The sequence below is a fragment of the Georgenia satyanarayanai genome, assembly GCF_023715365.1.
Lineage (GTDB): Bacteria > Actinomycetota > Actinomycetes > Actinomycetales > Actinomycetaceae > Oceanitalea > Oceanitalea satyanarayanai_B.
In genome coordinates this window covers 84100-97863 of record NZ_JAMBNZ010000003.1, presented here as the reverse complement: position 1 = coordinate 97863, position 13764 = coordinate 84100, and the positions used below count along the sequence as shown (strand labels likewise).

At 72.4% G+C, this 13764-nt stretch carries 11 protein-coding genes; all 11 read left to right on the top strand.

Annotated features, from left to right (window positions below; all coding sequences use genetic code 11):
- Positions 1-62: 62 nt before the first annotated feature.
- The 11 genes from M3148_RS04585 (at position 63) to M3148_RS04535 (ending at position 13753) form a co-directional block, all read left to right on the top strand.
- Complete coding sequence (locus M3148_RS04585; protein WP_251303509.1) at positions 63-1103, top strand: lactonase family protein; 1041 nt, start codon at positions 63-65, stop codon at positions 1101-1103.
- A gap of 67 nt (positions 1104-1170) precedes the next feature.
- Positions 1171-2151, top strand: coding sequence for an ROK family protein (locus M3148_RS04580; RefSeq protein WP_251303508.1), 981 nt, complete (start codon positions 1171-1173; stop codon positions 2149-2151).
- A gap of 228 nt (positions 2152-2379) precedes the next feature.
- Entirely contained in the window at positions 2380-3666 is a 1287-nt protein-coding gene (locus tag M3148_RS04575) for a glycoside hydrolase family 3 protein (protein WP_251303506.1), read from the top strand.
- 123 nt (positions 3667-3789) lie between these two features.
- A complete protein-coding gene (locus M3148_RS04570; protein WP_251303504.1) occupies positions 3790-5481 on the top strand; it encodes an ABC transporter substrate-binding protein in 1692 nt (563 codons plus the stop codon).
- Positions 5482-5520: 39 nt separating this feature from the next.
- The gene (locus tag M3148_RS04565; protein ID WP_251303502.1) at positions 5521-6516 is read left to right on the top strand and encodes an ABC transporter permease; all 996 of its coding nucleotides are present in this window, start codon (positions 5521-5523) and stop codon (positions 6514-6516) included.
- Positions 6509-7483, top strand: coding sequence for an ABC transporter permease (locus M3148_RS04560; RefSeq protein WP_251303500.1), 975 nt, complete (start codon positions 6509-6511; stop codon positions 7481-7483). The genes M3148_RS04565 and M3148_RS04560 overlap by 8 nt, the downstream gene beginning before the upstream one ends.
- Positions 7480-8373: an ABC transporter ATP-binding protein gene (locus M3148_RS04555; protein WP_251303498.1), complete on the top strand. Its 894-nt coding sequence runs from the start codon at positions 7480-7482 to the stop codon at positions 8371-8373. Before M3148_RS04560 ends, M3148_RS04555 begins: the two co-directional genes overlap by 4 nt.
- Positions 8360-9199, top strand: coding sequence for an ABC transporter ATP-binding protein (locus tag M3148_RS04550; protein ID WP_251303496.1), 840 nt, complete (start codon positions 8360-8362; stop codon positions 9197-9199). Before M3148_RS04555 ends, M3148_RS04550 begins: the two co-directional genes overlap by 14 nt.
- On the top strand, positions 9196-10890 hold the full coding sequence (locus tag M3148_RS04545) for a beta-N-acetylhexosaminidase (protein WP_251303495.1): 1695 nt from the start codon (positions 9196-9198) through the stop codon (positions 10888-10890). The genes M3148_RS04550 and M3148_RS04545 overlap by 4 nt, the downstream gene beginning before the upstream one ends.
- The gene (locus M3148_RS04540; RefSeq protein WP_251303493.1) at positions 10887-12437 is read left to right on the top strand and encodes an N-acyl-D-amino-acid deacylase family protein; all 1551 of its coding nucleotides are present in this window, start codon (positions 10887-10889) and stop codon (positions 12435-12437) included. Before M3148_RS04545 ends, M3148_RS04540 begins: the two co-directional genes overlap by 4 nt.
- Positions 12434-13753 carry an alanine racemase gene (locus M3148_RS04535; protein ID WP_251303491.1) on the top strand — a complete coding sequence of 440 codons (1320 nt, stop codon included), beginning with the start codon at positions 12434-12436 and terminating at the stop codon, positions 13751-13753. Before M3148_RS04540 ends, M3148_RS04535 begins: the two co-directional genes overlap by 4 nt.
- The last annotated feature ends 11 nt before the right edge of the window (positions 13754-13764 follow it).

Sequence of the window (13764 nt, the reverse complement as noted above, 5' to 3'; positions counted from 1 at the left end):
GTGCTCACCGCTGGCCTAGAGTGCGGAAGATGCTCAGCCAAAGGTCACCTGAGGACGATCTGTTGCACCCGACGCACCGGCTGTGGGTGGGGACCTACCCCGACGGCGGCAACGGTGCCCGCGCCGGCCGTGGAGAGGGGGTGTGGTCAGTCGGTCTGGACATGCGCAGCCGCCGGTTGGGCCGGCCGCGCCTGATGGTCGCAGCCCCCGCCCCGTCCTTCCTCGCCGAGCACTCGTCCGGACGTGTGCTGTACGCGCTGTCCGAGACGGACCCCGGGACGCTGAGTGCCCTGGCGGTGGACGCCGGTGGTGGCCTGAGCCTCGTCGGTACGGTCCCGAGCGGCGGGAGCGGACCCTGCCACCTGCTCGTGACGGACCGCGCGGTGTACGTCTCGCACTACGGGGACGGGAGCCTGGCAGTGCACCGCCTCGCGGCCGACGGCACGTTCGCGGCGCAGGGACCTGCCCAGGTCCACGGAGCGGCGCAGCGAGCCGGGCCCGCCGCCGTCTCCCGGGCACACTTCGCGGCGCTGGCTCCTGGCGGGCACCACCTGCTCGTGTGCGATCTCGGCCTGGACGTGCTGCGTCGGTACCGGATCGTGCAGGACGGGCTGCTCGTCGGGGACGGCACAGCGGCTCGACTGCCCCGGGGCACCGGTCCGCGTCACCTCGCGGTCGGCACTGACGGCCTGCTCCACGTCGCCGGGGAGCTCGACGCCACCCTCACCACGCTGGCGTGGGACGCGGGGACCGGTGAGGCGAACGTCCTGGCGACCGTGTCCCTCGCCTCACTCGGCCTGCCTGCCCACCCCGGTCACGTCGTCCGGCTCGGTGGCGAGGTCCTCGTCTCGGTCCGCGGACCGGACGAGGTCGTCGTCGTGCCGGTGAGTCGGGCAACCGGCGGGACGGGCGAGCTGAGGCGGCTGCCGAGCGGTGGGAGCTGGCCCCGCCACTTCGCCGAGGTGGACGAGCTCGTCGTCGTGGCGGGAGAACGCTCCCACACTCTGGCCCTCTGCGCGCTGGACGGCACGGTTCACGACACCGTGGGCATCGGTGACCCGGCGTGCGTGGTCGTCGCGGGCAGTGTTGACCCCTATACGTAAGGATGGTTTACTAACAAACCGTTACGACGACATGTGCGCGCCGCGCCGCTGACCACGGGGGTTCGAGATGACACAGGATGCCGGTGGCGCACAGGCACCAGCCGGTGTCATCGGCCTCGACATCGGCGGCACCAAGGTCCGGGGCCTGCTCCGTGACGCCGACGGGGTTCCGGTGTCCACGGCACGCGTGCTCACACGCCAGGGACCGCAGGGGGTGGTCGCCTCAGCCCTGGAGTGCATCGACATGCTGCTTTCCGACGCGGGCGCCGCACGCCACGATGTACGCGCGATCGGCATCGGTGTCCCGGGAGTCGTGGACGTCGCGGCCGGAACCGTGACGAGCGCCGTCAACCTCGGTATCGGCCCCGAGCCCTTCGCCCTGGCACGGGCTCTGACGGAGCAGGTGGGCTGTCTGCGCGTGCGTCTGGAGAACGACGTCAACGTGGCCGCGCTGGGCGCCGCCCGTACCCTCGGTATCGACGATGCCGCGTACCTCGCCCTGGGGACCGGGGTCGCTGCAGGCATCGTCCTGAGCGGGCGCCTGCTGCGTGGGCATCTGGGCGTGGCGGGGGAGATCGGGCACGTGCCCCTCGATGCCACGGGCCCGCGATGCTCCTGCGGTCAGCGGGGGTGTCTGGAGATGTCCGCCTCCGGCGCCGCACTCAGTGCCGCCTGGGCGGCCCAGCGCGACCCGGGGACCGGGGAGGTCGATGTCTTCACCGCGGCCGCGCGAGGCGACCAGGGGGCCGGGCGAGTGTGCCGTGAGTACGCCCAGGCGGTGGCCACCTGCGTCCAGCTCCTCGTCCTGGCCTGCGGGGTGCGCACCGTCGTCATCGGTGGAGGGGTCGCCGACATCGGTCGGCCGTTGCAGGACGCCGTTGCTGACGCGCTTGCCGCTCGCGCCACCCACTCACCCTTCCTCGCGGGTCTCCACCTACCCGACCGGGTCGTGCTGTGCGGGGGCAGCGACGACGTCGCCGCGCTCGGTGCGGCACTGCTCGCCACCGAGGCCGCTGCGGACGATCAGCCTCTCGAGCTGGCCGTATGAGCGCTCACCGCACCTGACCGGCCCGTGGGCCGGTCTCCGCCACCGCACCGGAGGACCACCATGTCGGATGTCACCGCACTCGTCGATGCCTGTCTTATGCCGGCCTTCGCCGGTTCTCGGGTCCCGCCATGGGCCCTTGAGGCTGTCGACGATGGGCTCGCGGGCCTCTGCCTCTACGGCCACAACCTCACGGTCGAGGGGCCTCCGGCTCGTCCCCGTGTCCGCGCTATGGCCGAGCAGCTGGCCACCGTGCGTGCCGACGTGCTGCTGGCCACGGACGAGGAGGGCGGTGACGTCACGCGGCTGGACTACCTCGTGGGGAGCGGGTACCCCGGGAACCTCGCGCTCGGCCACGTGGACGAGGTGGGCAGGACCGCGGCGGTCGCCTCCGCCATCGGGGCCGAGCTGCGGTCGGTCGGGGTCAACGTCAACCTGGCCCCTTCCGTCGACGTCAACAGCGACCCGCGCAACCCCGTCATCGGCGTGCGCTCCTTCGGGCAGGACCCGAAGCTGGTCGCCCGGCACGGTGCGGCCTTCGTCCGCGGACTGCAGGCCGCCGGTGTCGCGGCGACGGCCAAGCACTTCCCCGGGCACGGGGCGACCGTCGTGGACTCCCACCTCGGGCTCCCGGTCGTCGACGTCGACGAGCAGACCTTCCGCCGTCGTGAGCTCCCGCCGTTCGCGGCCGCCATCGCCGCCGGCGTCGAGCTCGTCATGTCCTCCCACGTCGTCTTTCCCGTCCTGGACAGTGAGCCCGCCACCCACAGCAGGCGCCTGCTCGGCGACCTGCTGCGCGGAGAGCTCGGGTTCGACGGCGTCGTCATCACCGACGCGCTGGACATGGCCGGGGCCCTGGGGCAGGGCGGCCTCCCCGCGGCGGCCGTCCGTGCGCTGGCCGCAGGGAGTGACCTGCTCCTCCTCGGGGCGCGCGACGGGAAGGAGCTGCGCACCGAGATCCACGCAGCGGTGAGCGAGGCCTTGCACAGTGGTGTCCTCAGCCTCGAGCGGCTCCACCAGGCGGGGGAGCGGGTGGCCGCGCTGCGGCGCCGCGTGGGGGGCACGGGCGGCGCGGCGGGACCGGACCCGGACGTCGGGGTGTCGGCTGCCGACGCAGCCGTGACCGTCCGCGGCGACGTCGCGCTCCGTGCTCCGGCGGTCCTCGTCGAGCTGCGGTCCCCGGCCAACATGGCTGTCGGGGAGGCGCCGTGGGGGCTCACCGAGCCGCTGTCTGCGGTGGGCATGCACGCCGCGACCGTGACGGTGCAGGAGGAGGGGCCGGGCCCGGAGACCGTGGAGACGGGGGCGGCGCCCGTCGTCCTGGTCGTCCGCGGCGCCCGGCGCAGCGCCTGGCAGCGGGCATGGGTGGAGCAGTTCGTGCGCCGGGTGCCGGACGCCGTGCTCGTCGCTCTCGGCATGCCCGAGGACGGCGAGCTGACCCCGGGACCCGCCGTGTGGGCGCGTGGCGCCGGCAGGGTGAACGTCGAGGCCGCGGTCGCGCGTCTCGCGCCCCGGTAACGATCCGGTAAAGACGTTCCGAACAGACTTGTTTGTTAGGAAGGTTTCCATACAATCGGAAGAGTGCTCCGGACACGGAGACGACGGCGCCGGCCGGTGTCGTCCGGAAGGAAAGGACCGAAGATGTTCCGTTCTCAGAGGCGTCGGCTCACGACCGCGCTCATCGCCACAGCAGGGCTCGCCCTCACCGTGGCCGCGTGCTCCCCCGGTGAGGAGGGTGCCGGTAGTGACCCCACCGCGACGACCCAGTCGGCCGAGGGACGGCCGCTCGTCATCTGGGCGGGCAGCCAGATCCCCATCGTCGCCAACTACAACCCCTTCTCGCCGACGGTGCTCCACGGCGCCCTCGGGCCGATCTACGAGACGCTCTTCCACTACAACAAGTCGGTCGGGGGAGAGCCCGAGGGTCTCCTGGGGGAGTCCTTCGAGTGGGCGGAGGACGGCCGCACGCTGACCGTCACCCTCAAGGAGGGCGTGGAGTGGAACGACGGCGAGCCCTTCACCGCGGATGACGTCGTCTACACCTTCACCCACGACCTCACCAGCCCCACCTACCTGAGCGGCATCGAGGCGCCGGACGAGCAGACGGTCGTCTTCTCCTTCGAGGAGCCGCAGTACACCAACGAGTTCTCCATGCTCGGCAGCCAGCGGATCATCCCCGAGCACGTGTGGACCGAGGTGGAGGACGCCGCCACCTTCACCGACGAGCAGCCCGTCGGCACGGGACCGTACGTCGTGGACAGCACCTCGGAGTCCTCCTACACGCTCGTGGCCAACCCCTCCTTCCGGGACGGGGAGGTCGCGGTCAAGGAGCTCCAGTACCTCGCGATCGACCAGAACCAGTCCGCCGCGGACCTGCTGAGCGCGGGCCAGGTCGACTGGGCGGGCATGTTCGTCCCCGAGCCGGAGCGGCTCACCGAGGACGGGCGCCTGGGCTACCTCAACACCCCGCAGGACCCGAGCGTGCTGTACACCTGCGCCAACGCAGACCTCGGCTGCCAGGGCGCGCAGACCGACGTCGCCGTGCGGCAGGCGCTCAACGTCGCCATCGACCGCGCGTTCATCAACGAGCGTGCCTGGGCGGGACACGCGGCCCCCGGCTCGCCGACCTTCACGCTGCCCGGCCGTGACGACCACTGGGTCGCCGACGGCATGCCGGCGGAGAGCCCTCAGACGGCCGACATCGAGGGAGCACGCAAGATCCTCGAGGACGCCGGCTACGCCGAGGGCTCGGACGGCATCTACGCCAAGGACGGCCAGCGGGCCTCGATGACGCTGACCTCCGTGGACGGCTGGACCGACTACAACGACGCCGCGACCCTCATCCAGGAGCAGACCGCCGAGGCCGGCATCGAGGTCATCGCCTCGACCGTGTCGTGGAACGAATTCGCCGACTCCCGCCAGACCGGTCAGTTCGAGCTCATCATGGGCGGCGTCGTCGGCCCCTCGATCGCCGACCCGTACTCGATCTACGACGAGTGGATCGCGGGCCACGCGACCGCACCGGTCGGTGAGGAGCTCAAGCCGGGCGACTGGAACTTCAGCCGCTACTCCAACCCCGAGGTCGACGCCGCTGTCGTGGCTGCCGGTCAGACCAACGACGAGGCGGAGAAGCTCGACCAGTACGCCATCGTCCAGGAGCACATCGTCAACGACCTGCCGTACATCCCGCTGGTCATCAACGCCACTCAGACGTTCTTCGACCAGCAGGACTTCACCGGCTGGCCCTCCGAGGACGACCCGTACGCGTTCCCGCCCTCCTGGGGCGCCACGTCGGCCGGTGTCGTGCTCGCGAAGCTGACCCCGGCGGGCTGACATGAGGACCGAGGAGGAGCTCGACGAAGGAGGACGGCAGTGAAGTTCTACGTACGCCGGTTCTCGTTCTACGCGATCACGCTCTGGGCGGCGATCTCGTTGAACTTCCTGATCCCGCGGCTGCTGCCCGGCGACCCGGCGACCATCATGCTGGCCCGCCTGGCGCGCAGCGGTGACGTCACCCCGTCGATGATCAGGAGCGTCGAGCTCCTCCTCGGTTCCGAGCAGGACGCCAGTCTGTGGCAGCAGTACCTCGCGTACTGGGGGCGGCTGCTCCAGGGCGACCTGGGGGTCTCGATCACCAACTACCCCTCCCCGGTGATCGACCTCATCGCGCAGGCCCTGCCCTGGACCCTCGTCCTGGTCGGGATCGCGACGGTCATCGCGTTCGTCATCGGTATCGGACTGGGTGCCTGGATCGGCTGGAAGCGGGGGACGTGGGCGGACCACATCATCCCCTTCACCACCCTGCTGCAGTCGATCCCCTACTTCTGGCTCGCGCTCATCCTCGTCTTCGTGTTCTCCGTGACGCTCGGCCACCTGCCGATCATTCACGGGTACGACGTCTTCACCTTCCGTGACGGCCCGGAGCTGAGCTGGGCCTTCATCCGCAGCGCGATCTACCACGGCACGCTGCCGGCGGTGACCATCGTCCTCAGCGCGGTGGGCGGGTGGCTGCTCGGCATGCGCAACATGACCGTCTCCACCCTCGCCGAGGACTACATCACCACGGCCGAGGCCAAGGGGCTGCGTCCCCGCAGGATCTTCTTCGCCTACACCGTGCGCAACGCGGCGCTCCCGTCGATCGCCGGGTTCGCCGTCTCACTGGGCTTCGTCGTCGCCGGATCCATCGTCATGGAGCAGGTCTTCAGCTACCCCGGCATCGGCAAGCTGCTCATCACGTCGGTCCAGAACAACGACTACGCGCTCATGCAGGGCGTGTTCCTCGTCATCACGGTCGCCGTGCTGGCCGCCAACTTCCTCATGGACCTGCTCTACGGATTCGCCGACCCGAGGACTCGCCACAATGGCTGACGCCGTCGTCACCCCGGCCCCCAGGGCGCCCCGCGCCCGACGCGGGCTCGCCCAGCTGCTGCCCCGTCGCTCGCCCAAGCTCGTCACCGGACTCGTCATCACCGGAGCGATCGTGCTCTTCACGGTGGTCGGGCCCTACCTCGTGCAGGACCCGTCGGTCTCCCAGGGCAACCCGTCGCTGTCGCCGCCGAGCGCGGAGCACCTGCTCGGCACCACCTCACTGGGGCACGACGTGCTCTCCCAGCTGGCCCACGGGGGGCGCGGCTCCCTTCTCGTCGGCCTGACGGTGGGGGCCATCGCCCTGGTCCTGTCCCTGATCTTCGGCATCGTCAGCGGCTACCTCTCCGGATGGACCGACGAGGTGCTCTCGCTGATCACCAACGTCATGCTCGTCATCCCCGGCCTGCCGCTGACCATCGTGCTGGCCAGCTACATCCCGGGACGGAGCCTGTGGCTGGTCGCGCTCGTCCTGGGCGTCACGGGCTGGGCGGGTGCCGCTGTGGTCCTGCGCTCCCAGGCCCGCTCGCTGCGGACCCGCGACTACGTCGCGGCGGCGAAGGTCGCCGGGGAGAAGACCTGGCGGATCATCGGCGTGGAGATCCTGCCCAACCTCCTGCCGCTCGTGGCGGCGCAGTTCCTCTTCGCCGTCATCCTCGGCATCCTCGGCGAGGCCGGACTGTCCTACCTCGGACTGGGACCGACCGGCTCCCTCACGTGGGGCACCATGCTCAACCAGGCTCAGACCGGCGGGGCGATCTCTCGCGGCGGCTGGTGGTGGTTCATCCCGCCGGGCCTGCTCATCGCGGTGCTGGGCGCCGGACTGTCCCTCGTCAACTTCGCCATCGACGAGATCATCAACCCCAAGCTGCGCAACGTGCCCGCCACGACCCGCCGCGTGCGCAAGGCCCAGGAGCAGGGCCGGGACGTCACGTCGCGGCAGCCGGCGACGAGTGGAGGAACGGCATGAGCGCCACGGACGTGACAGCGACGGCAGCGGACCTGCGCCCTGGCCAGCAGGCGGTCCTCACCGTGCACGACGTCTCGATCGACTACGAGGTCACCCCGGTCGTCCACGCGGTGCGCAACGTCTCCCTCACCCTCTACAGGGGAGAGATCCTCGGACTTGCCGGCGAGAGCGGGTGCGGCAAGACGAGCCTGGCCTACGGCATGAACCGGCTGCTGCGCCCACCGGCAGTCATGACCGCTGGGGAGGTCGTCCTGCACGACGAGGGCGGGACGGACATCGACGTCGTCTCCCTCGACGGAGACGCCCTGCGCCGATTCCGGTGGGACAAGATCTCCATGGTCTTCCAGGGAGCGATGAACTCGCTCAACCCGGTCATCAGCATCCGCGCCCAGCTCTTCGACGTCTTCCAGACGCACCGCCCGGGCATGTCCCGCAGCGAGATGGAGACGGCGAGCAGGGAGCTGCTCGGACTCGTCGGGATGGACCCCGACCGTATCGGCAGCTTCGCCCACCAGCTCTCCGGCGGTATGCGTCAGCGGGTGATGATCGCGATGGCGCTCGCGCTGAGACCGCAGGTCATGATCATGGACGAGCCGACGACCGCGTTGGACGTCGTCGTCCAGCGCGACATCCTCCGGGAGATCATGCGGCTGCGCGAACGGCTCGGTTTCGCGGTCGTCTTCATCACCCACGACCTACCGCTGCTGCTCGAGATCAGCGACCGCATCGCCGTCATGCGGGAGGGCAGCATCGTCGAGCTCGGCAGGGCGGAGCAGATCTACACCGCGCCACAGCACGACTACACCCGCACGCTGCTGCGGTCCTTCCCCAGCCTCACCGGCGAACGAGGATCCTTCGTACGGACAGGAGGCAACGATGGGAACGCTTGAGGCCCGTGAGCTCACCCGGGTGTTCCGGGTCCGCGACGGCATGCGCACGACGCCACTCACCGCGGTCGACCACGTGTCCTTCCTCCTGGAGCAGGGCCGCACGATCGCGCTGGTCGGGGAGAGCGGCTCGGGCAAGTCCACGGTCGCGAAGATGCTCGCCAAGCTCGACACCCCCACGAGCGGGCGCATCCTGCTTGACGGGCACGACTCCAGCACCAGGGGACGTGGTCTGCGCGCCTACCGGCACGAGGTCCAGATGGTCTTCCAGGACCCCTTCGCCTCCCTCAACCAGTTCCACACCATCGCCCACCACCTGGAGCGGCCGCTACGGCTGCACGGCCGGGCGCGCACCCGGAGCGAGGTCGACAGCCACATCGAGCAGCTTCTTGAGCGGGTCAACCTCACTCCCGCGCGGTCCTTCGCCGACCGGCGGCCCCACGAGCTGTCCGGCGGACAGCGGCAGCGCGTCGCGATCGCCCGGGCGCTCGCGCCCGAGGCCCGCTTCCTCATCGCCGACGAACCAGTCTCGATGCTCGACGTCTCCATCCGGCTCGGGGTGCTCAACCTCCTTGCCCGCCTCCAGCGCGAGGACAACCTCGGCGTCCTGTACATCACCCACGACCTGGCCACCGCCCGTCACTTCTCCGACGAGATCATGGTCATGCGACGAGGCGTCGTCGTGGAGCGCGGACCGTCCGACTCGGTGATCCTGGACCCGCAGCACGAGTACACCAAGGCGCTGCTCGCAGCGGCACCCGAGCCGTCTCGCCACGGCCGCCTGCGCGACGAGGTGCGCGCCGAGCTCGCCGCCGAGCGTGGGGCATGAGCGGCCTGGTCCCAGCCCCCACCACGGCCGTGCCCGGCGAGGGTGCGCCCTTCCGGGCGCGGGGTGAGCTCCACGTGGCCGTCGACCCCGCGCTGCGTGCGGCGGCGCGCACCTGGGCCACCTGGACCGAGGCCGTCTTCGACGTCGACGTCGTGGCCCACCCCGAGGAGGTGCCCGGCACCAGGCTCCTGCTCACCCTGGGAGCGGACACCCCTCCCGGGGGGTATGAGCTCACCGTCGACGCCGAGAGGGTCCAGGCGCGGTGCCACGACCTCGCCGGCGCCCACGCTGTGGTCCAGACCCTGCGACAGCTCGCCGGGAGCGCGGCCTTCCGCGTCGCGCCGACCGGCCGGGACCGGGCACCGTTAAAGCTGCCGGCCGTCCGGGTCGTGGACGCACCGCGCAGCCAGTGGCGTGGGCTGCTCATCGACGTCGCGCGCCACTTCCTGCCCAAGGCCGCCCTGCTGCGGCTCGTGGACCTGGCCGCGATGCACCGGCTCAACGTCCTGCACCTCCATCTCACCGACGACCAGGGGTGGCGGATGGAGGTCCACCACTTCCCCGAGCTCACCCGCGTGGGGGCCTGGCGCACCGAGTCGACGGTCGGGGACCGTCGCTCCGGGCACCCCGACGGCCGCCCCCACGGCGGCTACTACACCCAGGACGACCTGCGCGAGGTCGTGGCCCACGCCCGGGCGCAGGGAATCACCGTCGTCCCGGAGATCGACGTGCCGGGCCACGTGCAGGCGGCGGTCGCCGCCTACCCCGAGCTCGGGGTGACCAAGCGACCGGTCCCGGTGTGGACCACGTGGGGGATCAGCGAGGAGGTGCTCGACCCCTCGCCGCAGACGCTCGACTTCTTCCGGACAGTCCTGGACGAGGTCGTCGACGTCTTCGGCTCCCCGTGGATCGGGCTCGGCGGTGACGAGGTGCCGACGCGTCCGTGGCGCGCGTCGCCGCACATCGTGGCGCAGGCCCGTGAGCTCGGGCTGTCGGACGTGGCCGAGCTCCACGGCTGGTTCCTCGCCCGGCTGTGCGACCACGTGCGCGGACACGGCCGCCGGGCGGTCGTGTGGGACGAGGCGCTGGGCCCGCAGCTGCCCACGGACGCCGTCGTGCTCTCCTGGCGGGGCTGGACCCGGGGACTGCAGGCCATGGCTGCCGGCCACGACGTCGTCATGGCGCCCGAGCAGGTGCTCTACCTCGACCACCGCGCCGGGGCCGGGCCCGAGGAACCGGTCCCGGTGGGCTTCGTCCGGACGGTGGAGGACGTGTACGCCTTCGAGCTCGTGCCCACGGGCGCCGAGGACGAGCTCGCCGTCGGGACGGCGACCGCCGCGCCGGGCCGGCTGCTGGGTGCGCAGGCCCAGGTGTGGACCGAGCACCTGGACGACCCGCGGACCGTGGACCGCGCGCTCTTCCCCCGCCTGGCCGCCTTCGCCGAAGCGGTGTGGAGCCCGCCCGCCGACCGTGCGCCCGGCAGCCCGGCAGCCGAGGACTTCCTCGAGCGGCTGGGGTCCCACCACCTGCCCCGGCTGGCGGCCGCGGGGGTGGAGTACCGGCCACTGGCGGGCCCGCTGCCCTGGCAGCAGCGACCCGGCGTGCCCGGCCACCACCGTGACCTGTCCGCCGAGCTCGCAGCCGCCGGGTTCGCCGGTGCCGGCGGCCTCGTCGAGGAACCCGGGCAGTGAGGCTCGAGGTGCGCGGTGCACGCCTCGCTGGTCGCGGCGAGCGCCTGCACGACGTGCTCATCCACGAGGGGCGGATCGCCGCCATCGGGCCCGCGGCTGCCGCGAGCACGTACGCGGAGCGGCTGGAGGCGCACGGGCGGCTCCTGCTCCCCGGCTTCGTCGACGCCCACTCCCACGCGGACGCCGCCGTCTTCGCAGGGGCCACCCAGCACGCGCTCCTGAGGCAGGGGGTGACGACCGTCGTCGTCGGGCAGGACGGGGTCTCGTGGGCGCCGGCCGACGAGGCCACCCAGGCCTGGGCGACCCACTACTTCGCCGCTGTCAACGGCGTCCACCCCACCTTCTCCGGCGGTTCCGTCGCCGAGCTCCTGGCCACCTACGACGCCACGGTGCCGGTCAACGTCGCCTACCTCGCCCCCTACGGCACGCTCCGGCACGGTGTCGCGGGCGGTGCGGACCGCCCCCTCGACGGCGCGGAGCGTGCACTCCTGCGCGACCGCCTCGAGCAGGCGCTGGACGACGGTGCGTGCGGGCTGTCCACCGGCCTGGAGTACGCCCCCGCCCGGTACGCCGACGCCGCCGAGCTGTGCGCGGTGCTCGCGCCGCTCGCCGAGCGAGGACTGGCCCACGTCACCCACATGCGGGGCTACCAGGAGCGCGCGCTGGAGGCGCTGGCGGAGGTCGTGGCGGTCGGTGCGACGACCGGCGCGGCGACCCACGTGTCGCACCTGCACGGGCCCGCGGCTCCACTGGCCGCCGCCATCGACGCCGCCCGCGCGGACGGACGCGACGTCAGCTTCGACTCCTACCCCTACCTGCGCGGCGCGACGATCCTGTCGATGCTCGCGCTGCCCGGCTGGGTGCCCGTGGCCGAGCCCGCACGGGCGGTCCAGATGCTGCGGCGGCCCCACACGCGCGCGGCGGTCCGCGCTCACCTCGACGGGCTCGACCACCTGTGGGAGCGCGTCGTCCTCTCGGCGGTCCCCGGGGAGCTGGCGTGGACCGAGGCGCTGGCCCTCACCGAGGCGGCCGACCGGCTCGGGTGCACGCCGGCGGACGCGGTCATCGAGATCCTCCTCGCCTCGGGGCTACGTGCCGGCGGGGTCTTCGCCCAAGGTCCCGAGCACACGACGACGGAGGTCAGCACGCTCATGCAGCACGACGCGCACATGACGGGGTCCGACGCGATCTACGCGGGCAGCCACCCGCACCCGAGGGGTTGGGGCGCCTTCGCGCGCTGCCTCGCGCAGCAGGTCCGCGACCGGGACGAGTGGGACTGGCAGGACGCGGTGGAGCACCACTCCGCCCGGGCGGTGCGCCGGTTCGGGCTCGGGGACCGGGGTCGGGTCGGTGTCGGCGCCGTCGCCGACCTGGTCCTGCTGGACCCGGCGCAGGTTCAGGACCACGCCACCTACGACGAGCCCCGCCGGCTCGCCACCGGCGTGGACGACGTCCTCGTGGCGGGCGTGCCGGTGCTGCGCGCCGGGGAGCTCACCGGCCGTCTGCCCGGCCGCGGGCTGCGTGCGGGCGCCGGGGCTGCGGCATGAGCGCCGACACCCGCGGCGAGCAGCCCGTCGGGGACGGGCTCGCCCTCGGTCCGACGACCAAGGGCCTGCGTCTGACGGCGCCGGCGACGGTGGACCAGGTCCTCGCCGGCCGTCCCGCTGTCGACGACGCCCGCTTCTCCTGGCCGCTGCTCACCCTCGACGACGAGGCCCTCACGCACAACATCCGGACGATGGCCGCGCTCTGTCGCCGGCACGGCGCGGAGCACGCGCCCCACGTGAAGACCGCCCTGTCCCGCGAGCTCTTCGCGCGCCAGCACGCCGTGGGCGCCTGGGGGGCGACGGTCGCCAACGCCGGACAGCTGCGCACGGTGCGGTCCTGGGGCGTGGAACGTGTGCTCGTCGCCAACGAGATCCTCGACCCGCGCGACTGGTCCGCGCTGGCCGCGGACATCGTCTCGGCACGAGGCAGTGGCTCGGCCGTCGAGGTCCTCACCTACGTCGACGGCCCGGAGGTCGTCGCCGCGGCCCGCGCCGCGCTCGACCGCTGGCCGGCGGCCGCAGCGGGGCTCGGTCTCGTGGTCGAGCTCGGGGTGCCGGGCGGTCGCACGGGCGTCCGCGACGTGGCCGCGGGGACCACCCTGGCGCGGGCAGCCACCCGGGCCGGGCTCCCGGTCCTGGGTGTGGCCGGGTACGAGGGCTCCGCAGCCGCGGGGGCCGGGACGGGGGACCGCGCCGCGGTCGCCGAGTTCTGCGGCCGCCTCCTCACGCTCGCCGACGCGCTGAGCGACGAGGGCCTGCTCCACGAGCGCACCGGCGGGGTCCCCGTCCTCAGCGCGGGTGGCAGCGCCTACGTGGACGTCGTCCTGCCGCACCTGACCGCCGGGCCGCGTGCGCGCCAGGTCATCATGCGGTCAGGCGCCTACGTCACGCACGACCACGGCCTGTGCGCCCGCTCCGACCCGTGGTCGCGCTTTCCCGAGCCCACCGCCATGCAGCCCGCGGCGACGGTGTGGGCGCAGGTCCTGGCCACCCCGGAGCCAGGCCTCGCGATCGTCGGTGCGGGACGGCGCGACGTCCCCTACGACATCGACCTGCCGGTCCTCACCGCGGTGCGCCGCAGGACCGGCACCGGCTGGTCCGCGCCGCAGCCCTTCACCGGCCCCGTCGTCGACCGGCTCGACGACCAGCACCTCTACCTGCGGCCGGGTGCGGAGGACGGCACGGTGGACGTCGCCACCGGCGACGTCGTCGGGCTGGGCATCTCCCACCCGTGCACGCTCTTCGACAAGTGGCGCGTCGCCGCCGTCACCGACGTGCACGACCGCGTCATCGGCCTGGTGAGCACCGACTTCTGACCGTCCGCCGC